This is a genomic window from Pelomonas dachongensis (genome assembly GCF_043555865.1).
GTDB classification, from domain to species: domain Bacteria; phylum Pseudomonadota; class Gammaproteobacteria; order Burkholderiales; family Burkholderiaceae_C; genus Pelomonas; species Pelomonas dachongensis.
This window is the reverse complement of sequence record NZ_JBIGHY010000001.1, coordinates 358,491-377,380: the sequence shown is the minus strand read 5'-3', so window position 1 is coordinate 377,380 and position 18,890 is coordinate 358,491. Positions and strand designations below refer to the sequence as shown.

Annotated in this window: 20 protein-coding genes, 2 pseudogenes and 1 riboswitch; of the genes and pseudogenes, 6 read left to right on the top strand and 16 right to left on the bottom strand. The window is 69.8% G+C overall.

The window, feature by feature from the left end; genetic code table 11:
• Positions 1 to 50 precede the first annotated feature (50 nt).
• The gene (locus ACG02S_RS01835; protein WP_394468732.1) at positions 51 to 653 is read right to left on the bottom strand and encodes a hypothetical protein; all 603 of its coding nucleotides are present in this window, start codon (positions 651 to 653) and stop codon (positions 51 to 53) included.
• Positions 650 to 1,147 carry an RNA polymerase sigma factor gene (locus tag ACG02S_RS01830; protein WP_394468731.1) on the bottom strand — a complete coding sequence of 166 codons (498 nt, stop codon included), beginning with the start codon at positions 1,145 to 1,147 and terminating at the stop codon, positions 650 to 652. Before ACG02S_RS01830 ends, ACG02S_RS01835 begins: the two co-directional genes overlap by 4 nt.
• 61 nt (positions 1,148 to 1,208) lie before the next feature.
• Between ACG02S_RS01830 and ACG02S_RS01825 the strand changes: the two genes are divergently transcribed.
• Positions 1,209 to 2,507, top strand: a complete 1,299-nt coding sequence (locus tag ACG02S_RS01825) for a S8 family serine peptidase (RefSeq protein WP_474103944.1) — start codon at positions 1,209 to 1,211, stop codon at positions 2,505 to 2,507.
• Between the two features lie 111 nt (positions 2,508 to 2,618).
• Positions 2,619 to 3,296, top strand: a complete 678-nt coding sequence (locus ACG02S_RS01820; protein WP_394468729.1) for a hypothetical protein — start codon at positions 2,619 to 2,621, stop codon at positions 3,294 to 3,296.
• A gap of 42 nt (positions 3,297 to 3,338) precedes the next feature.
• Here ACG02S_RS01820 and ACG02S_RS01815 read toward each other — a convergent pair whose 3' ends face one another.
• From ACG02S_RS01815 to ACG02S_RS01790, 6 genes are all read right to left on the bottom strand, one after another.
• Positions 3,339 to 4,130, bottom strand: a complete 792-nt coding sequence (locus ACG02S_RS01815; RefSeq protein ID WP_394468728.1) for an ABC transporter permease — start codon at positions 4,128 to 4,130, stop codon at positions 3,339 to 3,341.
• Positions 4,127 to 6,223 (bottom strand): ATP-binding cassette domain-containing protein, encoded by a 2,097-nt coding sequence (locus ACG02S_RS01810; RefSeq protein ID WP_394468727.1) that lies wholly within the window; start codon positions 6,221 to 6,223, stop codon positions 4,127 to 4,129. The genes ACG02S_RS01815 and ACG02S_RS01810 overlap by 4 nt, the downstream gene beginning before the upstream one ends.
• Before the next feature lie 11 nt (positions 6,224 to 6,234).
• Positions 6,235 to 6,903 carry an ABC transporter permease gene (locus tag ACG02S_RS01805; RefSeq protein WP_394468726.1) on the bottom strand — a complete coding sequence of 223 codons (669 nt, stop codon included), beginning with the start codon at positions 6,901 to 6,903 and terminating at the stop codon, positions 6,235 to 6,237.
• Entirely contained in the window at positions 6,900 to 7,799 is a 900-nt protein-coding gene (locus ACG02S_RS01800) for an ABC transporter ATP-binding protein (RefSeq protein ID WP_394468725.1), read from the bottom strand. The genes ACG02S_RS01805 and ACG02S_RS01800 overlap by 4 nt, the downstream gene beginning before the upstream one ends.
• A complete protein-coding gene (locus ACG02S_RS01795) occupies positions 7,796 to 8,185 on the bottom strand; it encodes a GntR family transcriptional regulator (RefSeq protein WP_394468724.1) in 390 nt (129 codons plus the stop codon). The genes ACG02S_RS01800 and ACG02S_RS01795 overlap by 4 nt, the downstream gene beginning before the upstream one ends.
• 79 nt (positions 8,186 to 8,264) lie before the next feature.
• Positions 8,265 to 9,473 (bottom strand): HD-GYP domain-containing protein, encoded by a 1,209-nt coding sequence (locus ACG02S_RS01790; protein WP_394468723.1) that lies wholly within the window; start codon positions 9,471 to 9,473, stop codon positions 8,265 to 8,267.
• 85 nt (positions 9,474 to 9,558) lie between these two features.
• Positions 9,559 to 9,629, top strand: a riboswitch (S-adenosyl-L-homocysteine riboswitch).
• Positions 9,630 to 9,649: 20 nt separating this feature from the next.
• Between ACG02S_RS01790 and metH the strand changes: the two genes are divergently transcribed.
• Both metH and ACG02S_RS01780 read left to right on the top strand, forming a co-directional pair.
• A complete protein-coding gene (gene metH / locus ACG02S_RS01785; RefSeq protein WP_394468722.1) occupies positions 9,650 to 12,358 on the top strand; it encodes a methionine synthase in 2,709 nt (902 codons plus the stop codon).
• Between the two features lie 95 nt (positions 12,359 to 12,453).
• A complete protein-coding gene (locus tag ACG02S_RS01780) occupies positions 12,454 to 13,071 on the top strand; it encodes an outer membrane lipoprotein (protein ID WP_394468721.1) in 618 nt (205 codons plus the stop codon).
• A gap of 32 nt (positions 13,072 to 13,103) precedes the next feature.
• Here the strand turns inward: ACG02S_RS01780 and ACG02S_RS01775 are convergent, their stop codons facing one another.
• From ACG02S_RS01775 to ACG02S_RS01740, 8 genes and pseudogenes are all read right to left on the bottom strand, one after another.
• Positions 13,104 to 13,346, bottom strand: coding sequence for a magnesium chelatase subunit ChlI family protein (locus tag ACG02S_RS01775; RefSeq protein ID WP_394469294.1), 243 nt, complete (start codon positions 13,344 to 13,346; stop codon positions 13,104 to 13,106).
• 114 nt (positions 13,347 to 13,460) lie between these two features.
• Positions 13,461 to 13,927 (bottom strand): annotated as a pseudogene (locus ACG02S_RS01770) (ATP-binding protein); the annotation flags it as partial.
• A 22-nt stretch (positions 13,928 to 13,949) separates the two neighbouring features.
• Entirely contained in the window at positions 13,950 to 14,066 is a 117-nt protein-coding gene (locus tag ACG02S_RS01765) for a hypothetical protein (RefSeq protein WP_394468720.1), read from the bottom strand.
• A gap of 85 nt (positions 14,067 to 14,151) precedes the next feature.
• Positions 14,152 to 14,319: pseudogene (locus ACG02S_RS01760) on the bottom strand (magnesium chelatase domain-containing protein); the annotation flags it as partial.
• A gap of 46 nt (positions 14,320 to 14,365) precedes the next feature.
• Entirely contained in the window at positions 14,366 to 14,719 is a 354-nt protein-coding gene (locus tag ACG02S_RS01755) for a hypothetical protein (RefSeq protein WP_394468719.1), read from the bottom strand.
• Positions 14,716 to 15,078: a hypothetical protein gene (locus ACG02S_RS01750; protein WP_394468718.1), complete on the bottom strand. Its 363-nt coding sequence runs from the start codon at positions 15,076 to 15,078 to the stop codon at positions 14,716 to 14,718. Before ACG02S_RS01750 ends, ACG02S_RS01755 begins: the two co-directional genes overlap by 4 nt.
• Positions 15,079 to 15,097: 19 nt before the next feature.
• A complete protein-coding gene (locus ACG02S_RS01745; RefSeq protein ID WP_394468717.1) occupies positions 15,098 to 15,784 on the bottom strand; it encodes a TadE/TadG family type IV pilus assembly protein in 687 nt (228 codons plus the stop codon).
• Positions 15,781 to 17,352, bottom strand: a complete 1,572-nt coding sequence (locus ACG02S_RS01740; RefSeq protein WP_394468716.1) for a nitrilase-related carbon-nitrogen hydrolase — start codon at positions 17,350 to 17,352, stop codon at positions 15,781 to 15,783. Before ACG02S_RS01740 ends, ACG02S_RS01745 begins: the two co-directional genes overlap by 4 nt.
• A gap of 280 nt (positions 17,353 to 17,632) precedes the next feature.
• Between ACG02S_RS01740 and ACG02S_RS01735 the strand changes: the two genes are divergently transcribed.
• Together ACG02S_RS01735 and ACG02S_RS01730 are read left to right on the top strand one after the other, a co-directional pair.
• A complete protein-coding gene (locus tag ACG02S_RS01735; protein WP_394468715.1) occupies positions 17,633 to 17,917 on the top strand; it encodes a Flp family type IVb pilin in 285 nt (94 codons plus the stop codon).
• Positions 17,918 to 17,974: 57 nt separating this feature from the next.
• On the top strand, positions 17,975 to 18,844 hold the full coding sequence (locus ACG02S_RS01730; RefSeq protein WP_394468714.1) for an OmpA family protein: 870 nt from the start codon (positions 17,975 to 17,977) through the stop codon (positions 18,842 to 18,844).
• The last annotated feature ends 46 nt before the right edge of the window (positions 18,845 to 18,890 follow it).

Here is an 18,890-nt window from a genome sequence, read left to right as displayed (position 1 = left end):
CCTGATCGGGACCGCTTGGGAACGGCCCGGCCCTCGGCGGGCGGGGATGTTCAGCGCCAGCCCGCGTCGCGCGCCGCCTTCTCCTGTTCGGCATTCAGCGCTTCACCCTCCATCGCCGCATCCACCGCGGCCAGCACCGACGGCGGCAGGCTGCTGGACGCCTGGCGCAGATCACCCGCCAGTTCGTTGACCTGCGCCACCTGCTGCAACGCCCACACGCCGTCCTCCTCGCGGCATGCCAGGCCTGCCGCGGTCGGGGTCGAGAAGCTGCGGCAGAAGCGGCCATCCTTGGCCTTGAAGCTGATCTGAACGGCCACCGAGCCCGCCGGTGCACTGGCGAGTTGCCGCTCCAGCGCCTGCGCGATGGCACCGCTGGCCAGCAGCCGGCCGCCTCGGTCCTCGGCGGGCGGCGCCAGCCGCATGCCCAGCAGCGTTCCCAGCACCAGCGTCGCCGCCATGCCGCCCCAGGCGGCCCAGCCTGGCAGGCCCCGGCGCCGTGCCCGCACCGCGCCCAGATCCACGACGGGGGCCGCCGGGGCGGCCAGCGGCGCCGTCAGACGGTCCGGCACCGGCTCCGTCAGCACCTCATCGAAGGCGGCGGTCATGCGCCAGCGTTCGGCCTTCAGCAGTTGTTCGTCATCTTGCGGGCTCATGGCCACTCTCCCAGCAGTTGCTGCAGCGCCTCGCGGGCACGGGACAGGCGGCTTGTGACCGTGCCGACCGGCACACCCAGCGTCTCGGACGCTTCTTGGTAGCTCAGGCCCTCCACCAGCACCAAGGCAACCACCGTGCGGTGCTCATCACTCAGCGACGCCACCGCCTTGCGCACCAGGATGGCATCCAGCGCCGCGCCCGACGCGGCGCCATCGCCCACCTGCTCGCCGGCCTCCTCGGGCAGGAAGGTCTGGCCGCGCCGCTCGCGCGCCCTCAATTCATCGATCCACGCGTTCTGCATGATGCGAAACATCCAGCTGTCCAGACGTGTTCCAGGCGTCCACTGGTCGGTGCGCGTCAGCGCCTTCTCGATGGCGACCTGCACCAGGTCGTCGGCGTCTTCGGAGGTGCGGGCCAGCGTGCGGCCGAAACGGCGCAGCCGCGGCAGCAGCTCGGCCATGGCCTGACGAAGTTCGGCAAGGTTTTCGGGCATCGATGCGGGGACAACGGACGAGGCGCGGATTTTGTTCCCCGTCTCGCTCGTTATCCTTCAAATGCCCGTGAAATCCGTTATCGCCCTGTCCTTCCTCGCCACGCTGAGCGTCGCCGCCCAGGGCCAGCTGCGCCTGCCGCAGTTGCCCAGCGTGCAGCGCCTGCCCGGCGTCGTGGGCGGCGTGGTGGATCGCGTCGCGCAGCCGCTGCCCGAGCTGCTGTTGTCGACGACGCCACTGCTGGACCTGCGCACGACGGTGGCGCGCGACCTGCTGCGCCGCCATGCCGACGTCGTCGAGGCCGACCCGCGCGGCGAGCCCATCCGCCGGCGCGAGCTGGTGCTGGTGTCGCCTGGCGACAACGCGCTGGCTGCCGCTGCAGCACTGGGCCTCACCGTGCTGCGCGACAAGGCCTGGCCCGAGCTGGACCTGCGTCACGTCGTGCTGCGCGTGCCGCCGGGGCTGGCCACGGCCGACGCGCTGGCGCAGCTGCGGGCGGCCCAGCCCGACCTGCAGGCCGACTACAACCACCTGTATGTCCGCAGCGGCGACGTGGCGAGCGGCGGCGGCACCAGCGCCAGGCCGACGGGGCCCGTGCGCGTGGGTCTGATCGACGGCGGCGTGGACCGCCGCCACGCGGCACTGCGCCGTGCCGATGGCGCCAGCTGGGGTTGCGGCGGCCAGCCGGTACCCAGCGAACACGGCACGGCGGTCGCATCGCTGCTGGTGGGCCGCGACCGCGGCTTCGCGGGCGCCGCCAGCGGGGCCGAGTTGTTCGCCGCCGACGTTTATTGCGACCAGCCCGACGGCGGCTCGGCCGAGGCCGTGGTGGGCGCGCTGGCGTGGATGGCGCGCGAGCGCGTGGCCGTCGTCAATGTGAGCCTCGTCGGCCCGCAGAACTTGCTGCTGCAACGCGGCGTCGCGGCGCTGGTGCAGCGCGGCCACCTGCTGGTGGCGGCCGTGGGCAACGACGGCCCGGCCGCGCCGCCGCTGTTCCCGGCGGCCTATGCCGGCGTGGTGGGCGTGACGGGCGTCAACATGTCACGCCGCGTGCTGCCCGAGGCAGCGCAGGGGCCGCAGGTGATGTGGGCGGCCCCCGGCGCCGACATGGCTGTGGCGCGCAGCGGGGGGGGCTACGGCGTCGCACGCGGTACGTCGTTCGCGGCGCCGCTGGTGGCAGGTTTGCTGGCCGCGCAGCTGCGCGCGCCCGACGTGACCGGCGCGGCGGCAGCAGTCGAGACGCTGGCGGCTCAGGCCGTGGACCTCGGCGCGCCGGGCAGCGACCCGGTGTTCGGCCGCGGCTTGGTGGCGGACGACCTGCGCGTCGTGCCGGAGCGCTTGCAGCAGCGGCAGGAACGCTGACACAAAGCGTTGCAAGCGGGGCGGGAAGGATCTGCCGGGAGCAGTCGTTGTACGCAGTGAAAGGGCCGCAAACCGCCGGCCCTTCCGAGCCAACCACCCCGGAGATCCCACATGACTGCAACCCGTCGCACTCACTTCGTTCGCCAGACGCTGAGCGCTGTCGCCATGGCCGCCGGCCTCATCGCCTCCCACGCCCACGCGGCCGGCCTGCTGGGCGGCGGCGCTGCCGGTGGCGGCCTCACCGGCGGGCTGAACGGCACGCTGTCACCCCGCGCGCTGGACATCGGCGGCCGTGCCACCGGCACCGCCGATGCGTCGCTGCTGCGCGGCAGCGTCGACCGCACCAAGTCCCAGGTCGGCAACCTGAAGCACAACGCGACCGGCGCCGTCGGTGGCGTAGCGCAGACGACCACCGACAAGCTCGGTGAGGCCCGCACCGCCGCGCGAGGTGGTGTCGATGCCGCACGGACGACGGTCACTGACCAGATGGCCGGCGCGCACGTTGCCGGGCAAGGGCTGAAGGACCAAGGGGGCGCCACGGCGGCCAGCGGCTCCGGCAGCGCCAATGGCGCGGTGAGCGGCGCACTCACCGGCAGTCCCATCGGTGCCAGCGGCACCCTGGCCGGCCAGGGCGGCGGCAACGCGGCCACTCCGGCGCCTGCCACGCCCGCCGCTCCGGCCACGCCGGCCGCGGGCCGCAATGGCCAGGGTTCGGGCAGCGCCAACGCCATGGCCTCGCCTGCCGACCGCTCGGTGAGCGTCGAAGCGTCGGCCAACGCCAAGCGCTGATCGCCCGGTGCATCGGGTCGCGCGCGGGTCAGCGCGCGACCGTCAGCCCCGCCGCTTCAGGCGATGAAGTGCCACGCCGCTGCACAGCAGCGTGAAGCTCAGCAGGACGGCGAAGGCCATCTGCGGCGAGATCCACTGGAACTTGGTGACACCGCCAGCGGCGAAGACGAGCTGGTCCAGGTGGAAGTGCGGCCAGAACACGGTCTGGAAGTGCATGGACTTCGGCAGCGGGAAAAACACGCCCGACAGGTACAGCCCCGGCAGGTAGGCCAGGTTGGCGTAAGCCGGCGCGGCCGAGCCACTGGTCAGCGCACCCAGCATCAGGCCCAGTGCACAGAACGGAATGGTGCCGGCCACCAGCACGGCGCTCATCGCCGCCAGCTGCGCGCCATCCAGCCGGGCCTGGCCGGTGACGGCCGCCAGCACGAGGATGGGCAGGTAGGCGATGGCCCCGCACACGACGCCGGCCACGATCTTGGCCGTCAGCCACGCGCCTGGCGGTGCAGGTTGCGCGCGCTTGAGCGTCAGCAGGCCTTGCTCGCGCTCCAGTGCGAGGTTGGGGCAGGTGGCGAACAGCGCGGCCATCGTGACGGCCATCACCGAGAAGCCGGCGAACATGAAGCGGCCGGCGTCCGGGTCCTTGGCCACCATCTCGCCCGCCACGGCAAACGCAAACAGCAGGTAGGTGCCGACCGGTAGCAGGAACATCGGCAGTGCGAAGGCCGGCGAGCGCAGCAGGCGCAGCAGCTCCAGCCAAGTCTCCAGCAGGTAGACGCTGGCGACCGAGTGCGCGGGCACATGCAGCGCCGGGGTGGTGTGGGTCAGCGTGTTCATGCGGCCTCCCGGGTCAGGGTGTTGAAGGCGTCGTTGAGCCCGGCCTGGCGGACCTCCAGACGCGAGAGCGAGGGGTCGGCGGCCAGCAGGCGGCGCACGACGCCTTCGGCATCGGTGGCGACGATGGCGAGCTGGTCGTGGTCGCCGCTCACGTCCACCACGCCGGGCCAGCGCCGCACCTCGCCGGCGGGCAGCGTGGTCTCGCAGCGCACGTGGCGGCGCGACACCAGCGCGCGCATCTCGTCCACGCTGCCCGACGCGATGACGCGCCCCTTGCCCAGCACGGCCACGCGGGTGGCCAGCGCCTCGGCTTCTTCGAGGTAGTGCGTGGTCAGCAGGATGGAGCAACCCTCGCTCAGCAGCGTGCGGATGTGCTGCCACAGCGCCTCGCGGGCCTGCAGGTCCAGGCCCACGGTGGGCTCGTCCAGGAACAGCACGCGCGGTCGACCGCAGATGGCCAGTGCGAACTGCACCTGCCGCTTCTGGCCGCCGGACAGCTTGCCGTAGGGCCGGCTCGCCAGCGGGGCGATGCCGGCGCGTTCCAGCGCCTCCTTCACCGTCATGGGCTGCGGGTAGTAGCTGGCGGACAGGGCCACCAGCTCGTGCACTTTCAGGTCCTTCGGCAGTTCGACGTTCTGCATCATGACGCCCAGGCCGCGCCGCCTTGCGATGTCCTGCGGCGCGCCGCCCAGCAGGCGCACCTCGCCCGCATCCGCCTCGTTCAGCCCCAGCCACAGCGAGATGGCGGTGGACTTGCCCGCGCCGTTGGGGCCTAACAGCGCCAGCAGCTCGCCACGCTTCAGGTCCAGGTCCACGCGGCTCAGCGCTTCCACGGTGCCATAGCGCTTGGACACGCCACGCAACTGCGCGACGACGCCGTCGCCGCCAGCGGGCGGCGGCTGTTCCACCGGCGCCGCACCGCGCGGGTAGACCTTGCCGTTGAGCAGCTTGCCGATGACCGTCGAGCGCACCAGCAAGTGGTAGCTGAGCAGGAGCAGCGCCAGGCTGGTGGCGACGATGAACGGAAACTTCAGCGCCCAGTGAAGCGGCCAGTGGCCCACCCACACCTGCAGCGCAGCCACCACCGGCAGGTGCACCAGGTAGATCCAGTACGACGCATCCGCCACGTAGCGCACGGCCGGGTGGTGGCCCGACAGGAAGCGCAGCGCGGCGCCGGCGATGGCGAAGCTCCAGGCCCAGGCGGATGCGACGAAAGCCAGCGTGAAGACCAGCTTGGGCGGCTCGGGCATGCCGAAAGGCGGCTGCGTCTTCATCACGTACAGGCACAGCGCCGACGACGCGATGGCCAGGGCGCCGTGCAGCCACCACCGCGCGCGCAGCGCTGCCAGCGCGCCGGGTGCGCGCTGCACCAGCCAGCCGAACGCGAAGGCCGCGCCGTAGCCCACGGTGGCGGGCAGCTGCGGGATCAGCGACTGGTCCGGCGTGGGAATGCCGCCCCACGGGAACCAGCCGGGCGTCGCCAGCAGCACGCCCGCCAGCGGCAGGCCCAGCATCAGCGCGCCGGCCGGCCAGCGGAGCGCGGCGGTGACAGCCCGGTCCACGACGCGGCGTACTGCCTGGCCTGGGCCGAGGCGAATGAGGATGCCGCGCACCAAGAGTGCGCCGGCATACAGCCACAGCAGCTGGTACAGAAACCACAGGTGCGTCAGCGGGAATGCGCCGGGGGCCTTCAGCATCTCCGGCATTGCCGGCGGCGCGCCGTTGAACACCTGCTGCAGGCCCAGGTGCCAGACGAAGCCGATGGCCGGGAACAGCAGCAGCCAGCCCACCACCAGCGGCACGGCGATACGCTGGGCGCGGTTGGCCCAGAAGCCTTTCGTGCCCAGCCGCTGGTGCAGCAGCCGCGCGAAGAAGCCGGCGATGAAGAAGAACAGCGTCATGCGGAAGCTGTGCGCGACGAAGCTCGCATCCGCGAGGAACGGGCTGGGCGAGTTGTCCACCATCGCCCATAAGCCGGGCGGCATGCCGGGAATGAAGGACAGCATCGCGTGGAAGGCGACGCCCAGCAAAAGGGCAAAGCTCCGCACTGCGTCGAGGGCGTGCAGCCTCTCGCCGTTGGGTTGAGTTGACATGAAGATTCCTTCTAGAGGGCGTCGCGGCGTCTCGCCGCGAAGAGGAGCGGGACGCACAGCACCAGCAGCGTGGCTGCCAGTTCAGCGGCCAGCAGCATCCAGAACGGGGTGTTCCAGACGGGCTCGGGGGTCCACATGTGCTCGCCCAGGCCGGGCACGCGGCCCAGCGCGCTCATGAAGAGCGACACGGACATGTTGGTCAGGATGATCACGCCGCCCATCGCAGCCTCGGACGCGATCTGCAGCGATGCCGTCAGCACCACCGCGAAGTTGAACAGCAGGTAGACGCACAGCAGCAGACCGTAGGGCAGCACGCCGTCCGGAATGCCGGGCACGGCCAGGATGAGCACCGCCGCCCCAGCGCTCAGCGCCGCCCAGGGCAGCATGAAGCACAGCAGCAGCGCCAGCAGCTTGATGCGCACGTAGGCGGCCGGCGACAGCGGCAGGCTCAGCACGAACAAGCGCGCGCGCTCCTTGCGTTCCGTGGCCACGCCGTACAGCGCCAGCATGACGCCCAGCGCGATGACGGCCGTCACCCACACGATGAAGGCGAGGTTGAAGCCGGCCTCGCCGGTGGCGGCGGCCGGCAGCGCCGCCAGGCCCGCCGCGGCGGCGCCAGCCATCACCCAGCGGAATTGGTGCAGCTCCTTGGCGATGAGCTTGGCGGCAAGGGTGTTCATGTGGTGCGGGCCTGTTGAACGTCACGGCTGTGCATGACGGTGGCGACGAAGATCTCTTCCAGGCTCATGCGGTGCACGGTCTCCACCGGCGCGCCCAGACCGGCCAACCAGTCGTCGCTGAAGCCGTCCACCGTCAGCGTGGCGAGGCTGCCGTCGCGCTGGCAGGCGACGATCTCGTGGGCGCTCCACGCCGGCTTATCGGCAGGCAGCCGCAGCTGCACACGGCGCCAGCGGTCGAGGAAGTCCTCCTTGTCGCTGGCCGCGACAACGCGTCCGCGGTCGATGAACGTGATGCGATCGGAGATGCGCTCCACGTCCAGCGTGTTGTGCGACGAGAACAGGATGCTGCGGCGGTCGTCGCGCAGCACGTCCATGAACTCGCTCAGCAGCTCGTGGCGGGCGACCGGGTCCAGGCCCGACGTGGGCTCGTCCAGCACCAGCAGGCGCGGGCGGCGTGCCAGCGCCAGCAGCAGCAGCGCCTTGGCCTGCTCGCCGGTGGACAGGCTCTTGGCCGGCTGCTCGGCGCGAAGGCCGAAACGCTTCAACAGCGCGGCGGCGTAGGCGGCGTCCCAGCCGGGGTAGATGCCTGCGACGAAATCCATGTGCCAGGCCAGCGTGGCGTGCGCAAACAGCCGCATGTCGTCGCTGACGAATCCCACGTCTGCCTTCGCAGCGGCCTGCTCGCGCGGCATGTCGCGGCCCAGCAGCCGGATCTCGCCGGCGTCTGCCGAAAGCAGCCCCATCAGCAGCCGGATGGTGGTGCTCTTGCCGGCGCCGTTGGGGCCCACCAGGCCCATGATCTGGCCGGGCTCCAGGTCCAGCGACACATCGTTCAGCGAGAAGAAGCGGAACGCCTTGCTGACGCCCCTCATCTCGAATGCCTTGTTCGCGCTCATGCGGGGGGCTCCTGTGGGTGCAGCACGCTGCGCAGCCGGGCTATCAGTTCCTCGTCACGCAGGCCCAGCGTTGTCGCGATGCGGACGGCGGCGGCCAGGTGCTCATCCAGCTCAGCGCGCTGCGAGGCCTGCACCCGCTCCTGCGCCTCGGCCACGAACGAGCCCTTGCCGTGGCGGGTCACGATGACGCCCTCGGTCTCCAGATCCAGGTAGGCCCGCTTGACCGTGATCACGCTGACCTTCAGGTCGGCCGCCAGCGCGCGGATGGACGGCAGTTCCTTGCCCGGCGGCCAGTCGCCCGCCGCCACGCGCATGCGGATCTGCTCGGTGATCTGCAGGTACATGGGCCGGGCGTCGGCCTGGGAGATGACGAGACTGCTGTGCATAACGTGTATACACAGAATACGTCGATATGCACAGTTGGGCAAGCGGCATATACACAGTGCCGCGTCGCGAGCGCAAAGGCTAGAGCTTGAGCAGCAGATCCAGGTTCACATGCAGTTTCAGCTCCGCCGGCGCCAGGCTGGCGGCTATGGCCTGACTGGCCAGCCGCGTGTCGCGCGGCACCGGGGCCGACAGCGGGCTGCCGCTCTTGCCGATCAGCGCGGCCACCAGCGGCTCGTTGGCGCTGAAGCCGCGCTTGACCACCATGCCCACCTCACCGTTGGCCAGTCGCACCAGGCTGCCGGGCGGGTACAGGCCCACGGCCTTGATGAGCGCGGCGCCGGCCTCGTCGGGCTGGCCGCGCTCGTCGAGAAACACGGCGCGCGCGGCGGCAGCGCCGCTCATGGCCGGGCGGCTGCGGCGCGGCGACAGGCGGGCGCCGAAGATGTCGATGCGGCGCAGCAGCCGCGCCAACCGCTCGCCGTCGCTGCGCGCGGCCAGCGGGCCGGGGCCGGCGTCGTGGTGCAGGCGCACGGCAGTCAGCCAGACCGCGTCGGTGATGCCCACCTGGGCCAGCCGCTGCGCGGCGCGTTCCCCGTGCGCGGCGATCAACTGGCGCTGCGCAGGCGTGGCCGCACCGGCCTGGCTGGCCATGCGGTCGTGCAATTCGCCGCTGCCGAAGTTCATCGTCAGCGCGGCGCCCTGCAGCGCCTCGCGCAGCGGCGGCGGCAGCTGCAGCTGCCGGGCCACCATGTCGCACAGCAGCAGCGTCAGCAGCGCGTGGCGCGCGCTGTAGTCGCTCCACTCCTGGCTGCTCTCGAACACCAGCAGCAGCAGCGTCGCGTCGGGCTGGGCTTGCAGCCGCTTCAGCGCGGCATCGCGCAGCGCGGCGAGCCGGCCCGGGAAATCCAGCGGCTCGGCTTCGCGCAACAACCCGTGCAGGCGCAGCAGCAGGTCCGACCACACCTCGCGCGGGCCCTGCTCCACCTTGACCGGCGCCAGCGTCAGCGCGTCGAGGTGGAAGCTCGAATCGGCCTTGGCAATGTCGGCCAGCGGCACGTCGCGCAGCACTAGCGTGTCCAGGCGATGCGCGCGGGCGCGCTGGAACTCCAGCGTCGAGTCGGCCCGCACCCAGGCGCCGCCTTCGATGAGGCCGCGCCCCTGCGGCGTGTCCTGCAACACCTGGCCCCGCGCGGCCAGCAGCTTGCCGCCGGCGTCGTACACGTCGTAGGGCAGCGTCATGCCCACCCGCAGCGAGCGGGCCGGAAGAGGGATGAGTTCAGTGGCCATGGATCCGCCGATTCTGTCGCTGCCTTCGGTGCGGACGAGCCGCCCTTGAGGCACGGCGAAGGGGCGACTGCGTAGAATTCCCGGCTCATCCGAGGAGCGCTGCGACGGGTTTTCGGCCTGCCAGGCTCGGATTTCGACGAACGGCGCTCATCGATCCTCAGCCCGAGCCGCCATCGATGACCCTCTCGCCCCCCCCCCTCAAGCTCTCCGGCCTGGAACCCGTTGCCATCGACGCCGGCACGCTGTTCGTCAACATCGGCGAGCGCACCAACGTCACCGGCTCCAAGGCCTTCGCCCGCATGATCCTGGCGGGGCAGTTCGAGGACGCACTGGCCGTGGCTCGCCAGCAGGTGGAGAACGGCGCGCAGGTCATCGACATCAACATGGACGAGGCCATGCTGGACAGCCAGGCGGCCATGGTGCGCTTCCTGAACCTGATCGCCGGCGAGCCCGAGATCGCGCGCGTGCCGATCATGATCGACTCGTCCAAGTGGAGCGTCATCGAGGCTGGCCTGAAGTGCATCCAGGGCAAGGGAATCGTCAACTCCATCTCGCTGAAGGAAGGCGAGGCCGAGTTCAAGCGCCAGGCCAGGCTGGTGAAGCGCTACGGCGCGGCCGCAGTCGTGATGGCGTTCGACGAGCAGGGCCAGGCCGACACCTTCGCGCGCAAAACCGAGATCTGCGAGCGGGCCTACCGCTTCCTGGTTGACGAGGTGGATTTCCCGCCTGAGGACATCATCTTCGACCCCAACATTTTCGCGATCGCGACGGGCATCGAGGAGCACGACAACTACGCGGTGGACTTCATCGAGGCCACGCGCTGGATCAAGCAGCACCTGCCCGGCGCCAAGGTGTCGGGCGGCGTGTCCAACGTGTCGTTCAGCTTCCGCGGCAACGAGCCGGTGCGCGAGGCCATCCACACCGTGTTCCTGTACCACGCCATCCAGGCGGGCATGGACATGGGCATCGTCAACGCCGGCATGGTGGGCGTGTACGACGACCTGGACGCCGAGCTGCGCGAGCGTGTGGAAGACGTGGTGCTGAACCGCCGCGCCGATGCGGGCGAGCGCCTCATCGAGATCGCCGACCGCGCCAAGAGCGCCGGCAAGGACGATTCCGCGCGCCTGGCCTGGCGGGCGGGCGACGTCAACGCGCGACTGAGCCACGCGCTGGTGCACGGCATCACCGACTTCATCACCGAGGACACCGAGGAAGCCTGGCAGGCGATCTCGGCGCGCGGCGGCCGGCCGCTGCACGTCATCGAAGGCCCGTTGATGGCCGGCATGAACGTCGTCGGCGACCTGTTCGGTCAGGGCAAGATGTTCCTGCCGCAGGTGGTGAAGAGCGCCCGCGTGATGAAGAGCGCCGTGGCGCACCTCGTGCCTTACATCGAGGAAGAGAAGCGGCAGCTGGAGGCCGCCGGCGGCGACGTCAAGCCGAAGGGCAAGATCGTCATGGCAACGGTCAAGGGCGACGTGCACGACATCGGCAAGAACATCGTCACGGTGGTCCTGCAGTGCAACAACTACGAAGTCGTCAACATGGGCGTCATGGTGCCGGCGCGGGACATCCTGCAGAAAGCCAAAGACGAGGGCGCCGACATCATCGGCCTGTCGGGCCTCATCACGCCGTCGCTGGAAGAGATGCAGCACGTGGCCGCCGAGATGCAGCGTGACGAGTACTTCTCGTCGCGCCACATGCCGCTGCTGATCGGCGGCGCGACCACCAGCCGCGTGCACACGGCCGTCAAGATCTCGCCGCACTACGAAGGCCCGGTCGTCTACGTGCCCGACGCGTCACGGGCGGTGGGCGTGTGCTCAGAGCTGTTGAGCGACGAGCGCGCGGGGGCCTACATCGCCGAGCTGCGCGCCGACATCGAGAAGACCCGCCAGCTGCACGCCGGCAAGAAGAAGACGCCTCTGGTGACGCTGGCCGCTGCGCGTGCCAACGCTGCGCCGCTGGACCTGAATCGCGTGACGCCCGCGCCGAAGTTCACCGGCCGCCGCGTGCTGAAAAACCTCGACCTGGCCGAGCTGGCGAAGTACATCGACTGGGGCCCCTACTTCCAAACCTGGGACCTGGCCGGCCCCTACCCGGCCATCCTCGACGACGAGGTCGTGGGCGTCGAAGCGCGCAAGGTCTTCGACGACGCGCAGGCGATGCTGAAGAAGATCATCGATGGCCGCTGGCTGCAGGCGCACGCGGTGTTCGGCCTTTACCCGGCCGCGCGTGTGAACCACGACGACATCGCCATCCACAGCGAGCCGCCGATGACCTGGCACGGGCTGCGCATGCAGAGCGAGCGGCCGGTCGTCGAAGGTGTGAAGCGGCCGAACCGCTGCCTGTCGGACTTCGTCGCCGCTGAAACGGACAACATCGGCGACCACATCGGCCTGTTCGCCGTGACCGCGGGCCTGGGCGTGGACAAGAAGGAGGCGCAGTTCCTGGCCGCCCACGACGACTACTCGTCCATCATGCTCAAGGCGCTGGCCGACCGCCTTGCTGAGGCCGCTGCCGAATGGCTGCACGAGCGCGTGCGACGCGAGTTTTGGGGCTACGCCGCTGATGAGTCGCTCAGCAATGCGGAGCTGGTCGCCGAGCAGTACAGCGGCATCCGCCCCGCGCCAGGCTATCCGGCCTGCCCGGACCACCTCGCCAAGCGGGACTTATTCAAGGTGCTGGTCCCCGAAGAGATCGGCATGGGCCTGACCGACAGCATGGCGATGACGCCGGCCGCCAGCGTCAGCGGCTTCTACCTGGCCCACCCTGACGCGGCCTACTTCAACGTCGGCCGCATCGGCGAAGATCAGGTCGCCGACTGGGCCGCGCGCTGCGGCCTCAGCGACGAAGACGCGCGCCGCGCGCTGGCGCCGCTGCTGGATTGATATGACGCTGGCGCCGCGTCGGGCGCTTGTCCTACAGCCCGCGGGTCGTCTCGGACGTGAACATGAGGTGTCCAACAACAATGACGGAGCCCTTCATGTCCACGCCCAGCGTCAATTCCACCCAGGTCGTTGCCGGCGTTGCCGTCGTGCTCGCGCTGCTTGGCGGCGCTTACGCGGTCGGCCGCTCCACTGCCACGCCGGCCGACAACCCGCCAGTGACGGCCGCCATCTCGGAACCCGCCGCCAAGGCCGACCGTGATGCACCCATCGCACCAGCGCCGGTGGCGCGCCGCGAGCCGGTGCTGGTCGCGCAGGCGCCTGTCCAGCCGGTGCGCCAGCCGACGTCGGCCGAGCGCCAGGAACAGCGGCTCGCCCAGCTGTGCAGCAGCTGCGCAATGGTGACGAACGTCCGCACCGAGACCCGCGAGGGCGAAGCGTCGGCGCTGGGTACGGTCGGCGGCGCGGTGATCGGTGGCCTGTTGGGCAACCAGATCGGCGGCGGCAATGGCAAGAAGCTAGCCACCGTCGGCGGTGCCGTGGCGGGCGGTTATGCGGGCCGCGAAATCGAGAAGCGTCAGAAGAGCCGCACGGTGTGGATCATCGAAGCGCGTGAACGCGACGGCCGCCTGCGCCAGTTCGAGCGCAGCAGCGATCCGGGCCTGCGCTCGGGCGACGAGATCCGCCTGACCGACAACGGCTTCACCCGCGCCTAAGCGGGCGACGCGCCGGGCAGCGCCCGGCGCAGTTAGATCGCCTCCGCCCCATGGGCGGGCGCGATCACATCGGCACCGCCCAGATCAGCCACATTGCGGGCCACGCGCAGCACGCGATGGAAGCTGCGCGCCGACCAGCCCAACTTCTCCGCCGAGCGCTCAAGCAAGCTTTTAGCCGCCGGCTCCAGCGCCGCATGCACGGCCAGGTCCTGCGCCTGCAGCTGCGGGTTGATCACGCGTTGCCGGCGCAGCGCGCGGCCTCGCGCCGCCGCCACGCGTGCCGCCACAACAGCGCTGGTTTCGCCCGGCGCCGTGTCCTGCAGCTCGCCCCGCGGGATCACGGGCACTTCGACGAGCAGGTCCAGCCGGTCCAGAAAGGTGCCGCCGAGCCGGCCCTGATAGAGGGCCACCTGGTCCGGCGTGCAGCGGCAGGCTGTCAGCGGGTTGCCGAGATAGCCGCACGGGCAGGCGTTCATCGCGGCGGCCAGCTGGAAGCGCCGGGAACTCCGCCTGCCGGGCAGCCCGCGAGATGAGGATGCGCCCGGTCTCCAGCAGCTCGCGCTAGGCCTACAGCGCAGCGCGCGGGAACTCGGGCAGTTCATCGACGAGAGAACACCTTGCTGGGCCAGCGATATCTCGCCCGGTCGCGGCGGCGAGGCGCCGCCCACCAGCGCCACGCTAGACGCGAGTGGTGCGGCGCGCGCACGGGCCGCTGCCCCCAGCGCGACACGTCGAACTGCCCGCCCAGGCTCAGCACGGCGGCGGATTGCAGAGCGGCTTCGTCATCCAGTGGCGGCAGCAGGCCCGCCAGGGGCAGCGACAATATGGACTTGCCCGTGCCGGGCGGCCCGGTCATCAGCAGTGGCGCAGTGCCAGCGCTATCGCGAGCGCGCCGCGCGCAGTTCGCCTGCCAGCGACAGCTCGCCGGCGCATTCGAAGTGGGAGAGCTTGGCGGCATCGACCGGGCCGTTGGCAGCCAGCAGGCCCAGCGCCATCGCCAGGTCGAAACGCCCGCCGCCTTGGGCGGTCAGCCGTCGCGAGGTTCACGGCAATCCTCTTGTTGGCTGGAAACCCCAGCCCGCTGTTGGCAAGCGCTCCGAGCACGCGCTCGCGGGCCTCCTTGGCCTCGGTGTCCGCGAGCCCAACCCCGGTGAACGACGGCAGGCCGTTGGCCAGACGCACTTCCACGGTGACAGGCGCGGCAGCCAGGCCGTCGAGGGTACGGGAGTGGACGGTGGCGGGGGACATGAGGGCCGCTGCGGAACTCGACGGCCCGCAGATAGTGCCCGCAGCCTCAGCGCTGCGCGACGTTCAAGCGGGCGAGCTCGCGCTTCAGCGCGGCGATGTTGTCGCGCGTGCGCAGCGCGCTGTCGGCATCGGCAGAGCGCGGCAGCCGCTGCTCCTCCTGCGCCAGCTCCTGCACAAGGATGAGGCGGCGCTCCTGGTCGCGCTGGCGCTGGCTGGCAGTGCTGATGGTGCTGGCCGTGGCGGCGCGGGGCCGGACCTCCGCGCCGCGCTCTGCCGTCGGCTGGTCGCAATCGACGGGCGCTGTGCCACCCACGATCCACTCCACGCCTCCGCGACGGCAGCCAGCCTGGGCCGTCGTCGCCACGCCTGCGGCGAGCAGCAGCGCGAACAGCGGCTTCATTTGCCGTTGGACACGCTGACCTGGGCCAGCAGCCCCGCCTGGTCTTCCACCGTGATGGGCATGGTGTCCAGGCACATGCCGGTGAAGGTGATGACGAAGCCGTCGCCGCTGTTCTGCAGCACGGTCTTGTTCAGCGTCATGCCCTGGGGCACGGAGTTAGCGAGCTTGTAGGGCGGGGTGCCACCGTAGACGTGGATCTCAGGCCCGCGCATGGCGACGCAGTTGCCGGTAGAGCCGACGGAGACGGACGCGACCGACAGGTAGACCTGGTCGGGCGGGCCCGACTCGTTGCCGCCGCCGCCGCAAGCGGACAGCGTGAACAGGGCGATGAGCGACAGCGTGCGATGGACTCGGTTCATGAGGAGGCGCGTGGAATGGTTATTGGTAGGCGGGCGACTGCATCTCGACGATGGCCGTGCTCTCGATGGGCATGCGCCCGAGCAGGTAGTAGGCGCAGTTCTTGTTCGCCAGCGGGTAGACCGACTGGAAGATCGACACGTTGCCCCAAGCCTCGACGCCGCTCTCGCCCGAGCACATGACGCGCCGCATGATCCCGGCCATCAACGGCACCTTGAGCTCGTAGCCGTAAACGACGCGAATCTTCAGCAGGTTGGCGTCGCGCAGGTTCTGCTGCGACTGCTTCCCCAACGTGTTGGCACGCCATTCAAGGTTGTCGTTGGGGATGTAGGTGGCCTTGACTTTGGAGTCCTTGACGCCGAAGTCGGCAAAGCTCTTGGCCGACGGGTTGAGCAGTTCCAGGGTGGTGAATGGAAGCTCGCCCAGCACCACGCCCGACGCCACCAGGAGGCGCTTGCTGTCGTTGGTCTCGAAGCTGTTCTGCACAAAGGGAATCAGGCCGCGTAGCAGCGCTGTGCGCATCTCGCTCTTGCTAGCGTTGTGCGTGGCGCCGACGCGCGCCGCCATGAAGGTCGCATGGTTCAGCGTGAGCTTGGCCATGTAGATGAAGCCAGCCTGGATCAGGCCCATCACCAGCAATGCAGCGAGCGGAAAGACGATGACGAATTCCATCAGCGTGGCGCCACGCTGGCGATGGCAGGACTTCATGGCGTTGCCCCTGCGGCAATATGTGGGCCGGCACGGGTCCGGCGACGGCGGCATGCCGGCAGCAGCGCCGCCAGCAGCACAAAAGGCGCGACGGGCTGCAGGTCGCGCCAGCGAATGAAGGGAGTCGCCCCCTCGAGCAGGGGCAGCACCTCCTGCGGACGGGCCGGCCGCGCGTGGCCGTTGAGGTCGATCAGTTGGGCTGCCTCGCCCTCGCTGACGCTCAGCAGCCACTTGCCGGTCTCCAGCGCCCGCAGGCGCGCCAGGCCAAGTGCCTGCCGGGCCGAGCGGGGGTCGCCCGACCAGCGGTCGCTGGCCAGGTGAAGCAGCGCATCGGCGCGCGCAGCCGGTAAGTCACCGAAGGCCACCTCGTGGCACAGCAACACGCCCAGCGACGCCCCATCCACGAGCAGCGGCTCGGCCAGTTCAGGCGGCGCCGCCCTACGGCCGATGCGACGGCTGTGATTCAGCCATCGATCGGCGATCGGCGCCAGCAGGCCCGGCCAGGGCAGTTCCTCGCCGATGGGCGCTAGGCGCTGCTTGGCGTAAACGCTGGCCGACACCTCGCCGCGCTGCGGCGCTAGCAGCAGGGCGACGTTCATCAGCGCGGCGCGGTCCTCGGGGTGCGGCAGCGCCGTGCCCAGCAGCAGCCGCTGCTGGCGGGCGTCCAGCGCCATCAGCAGGTCTCCCCAGACGCCCTGGGTCGCGGGCGGTGGTGGCTCGGGCAGGAAAATCTCGGGTGTCACGATCAGGCTGCCGGCGGGTGCCTGCTGGATCGCGCGGTGCAGAGCCGCCAGCGCGGCGTCGCGAGCCTGCAGCGTCCATCCGTCGACCGCCGTCGCCGGCTCGGCCGGAGGTGTCGGCACGGCGGCGATGGGTACGCTGCCAGCGGGGGCGGTCCAGGCCCAAGGCAGGGGCCAGCCAAGCGCCTCGGCCAGGCCGGCCGCCACGACACGACGCGACCCAGCCTCGCCGCGCCGGTCGACGGGCACGGCCGTCACCCATAGCAGCGCCGCCCACAGCAGCGCCTCGAACAACGCCGTGCCCAGCACGGGAAGCAACGTGGCCAGTCCCGGCAAGGCCAGCAGCGGCAGGCTCAGGCTTCCGTAGCCGCCTCCCCACCAGCACAGGTCGCGCAGCACCAGCCATGCCCACCAGGCCAGCGGCAGGGCCAGCACCACGCGGCCCGGCAGCAGCCGCAGCGCCAGCCAGGCCAACGCCAGCAAGCTGCCCAGCGACACCAGCCACAGCACCGAGAACAGTGCGGCAATCGCAACGGCACGTTCCAGTCCAGCCAGCGCCGGTGACAGGACCGCAGTGATCCAGCCCATGCCGCCCACTTGCCACGCCAGCAGCGTCAACACGCAGCAATACCAGCGGTGTCGCCCGGTCGCCTGCTGGAGCTGCCAGGCGGCGCAGGTCATGCCGCCCAGCAGCAGCGCTGCCGTCAGGGGGGAGGGCGGCGCGAGGTAGGCGGCGCCCATCGCCCCGCCTGCGCCTGCTGAGGCCAGCAGGCCCACCGACAGTCGCTCGCGCACGAGCAGCACGAAGCGGCCCGCCGGACGCGCCACATGACTGTCGATATCACTGCTGAAACTCGCCAATTCCAAAGCCCGAAAACGGCTGCATCCAGCCGGCGCGCGAGTCTCCGGGGTGCTGCATGGCAGCGTCAATCTAATGATTTAGGGGGGAGCCCCGACCCAAGGGGGTATTTTACGGGTTGATACGATTTGGCGGGAATTAGGGACTACCTCGTCAACTTTCGAACGATATGGTGCGGGCCGCAGGGGGTGGTTTTAAGACCTTCGGCTCCTTGCCTTGTCTGACCCCTAATTTGCAGGAGATATTGTTATGCATTTGAATACCGACACCAGCCGCAGCCAACGTGGCCAGGGTATGACCGAATACATCATCATCGTGGCGTTGATCGCCGTGGCCGCCATCGGCGTCTATTCGATGTTCGGTGAGACGGTGAAGAACCAGACCGGCGCCATGGCTGCCGCGCTCGGTGGCGACAACGGCAACGCCAAGACGCACAACGACAAGGCCAAGGCCGTGAACGTGGACAACGCGGACAAGGTCTCCACGACGAAGAGCCTCAGCGACTTCACCAAGAACAACCAGCTGTCCAAGTAAGCTGAGCGTCCGGGGAGGGGAAGCCGTCCTCTCCCGCCTTCTCGCCAGATTCAAACCATGTTTCGTCCTGCCTTGACTGTTGCCTCGCTTCTGCCGCGTCTGATCGTGGCGAATATCGCCGTTGGTGCGGCGCTTGGTCATGCCCAAGTCGAGATCAGCCCGGTGGCCGGGTTCGACCCGGCACCACCCAAAGTCGTGGAGTACGACAAGTTCGCGGTGCGAGTCCAATGCAAGCAGCCCACTTGCAAGCTGGGTGCCTTGTTGAGCCAGGACGGCAAACTCGTCCTGGAAGGGCGTGTTGAAGAGCGCACCCACGTTCGCAGCAAGGGAGCTGCCTTGGTGAGTGATCTGCAGGTTGCCCGGGAATTGGGTGAAGCCTTGGCCAAGACGGGCTACACCCTGCAGAACCCCGAGTCGGGGCGCAGCGGGCCTTTCGTTTTCAGCGCCTCTGGCGCCAAGGGTCAGCGCAAGTGGGTGATCCTCAACGACAACTTCGAGGGTTACTACACCGTTGTGCAGGTCACGTCGCAAGCCCGCGGGACCACGGTCGCGGTGTCGGCGTCCGACATGGCGGCACAGATGCAGGCCGACGGCTGGGCCACGCTCTACATCGAGTTCGACACGGGTCGCGCTGCGCTGAAGCCTGACGGCGCGGCCGTCGTCGACGAGATCGTCAAGTTGCTGCAGCTTCAACCCAAGCTCAAGCTCTCGATCGAGGGGCACACCGACAACGTTGGCGAGCCGGCCAGCAACCGCAAGCTGTCACTGGAGCGCGCTCAGGCGGTGCAGAAGGCGCTATATGCCAAGGGTATCGCGGCCGCCCGGTTGAGCGTGGCAGGCCATGGACCGGATATTCCGGTGGCCGACAACCGCAAGGACGAAGGCCGCGCCAAGAACCGCCGGGTCGAGCTGGTGAAGCTGCCCTGACCGACAGGCTGGTTGATTTTCTAATGGCGTGAGTTCTTGTTGGATT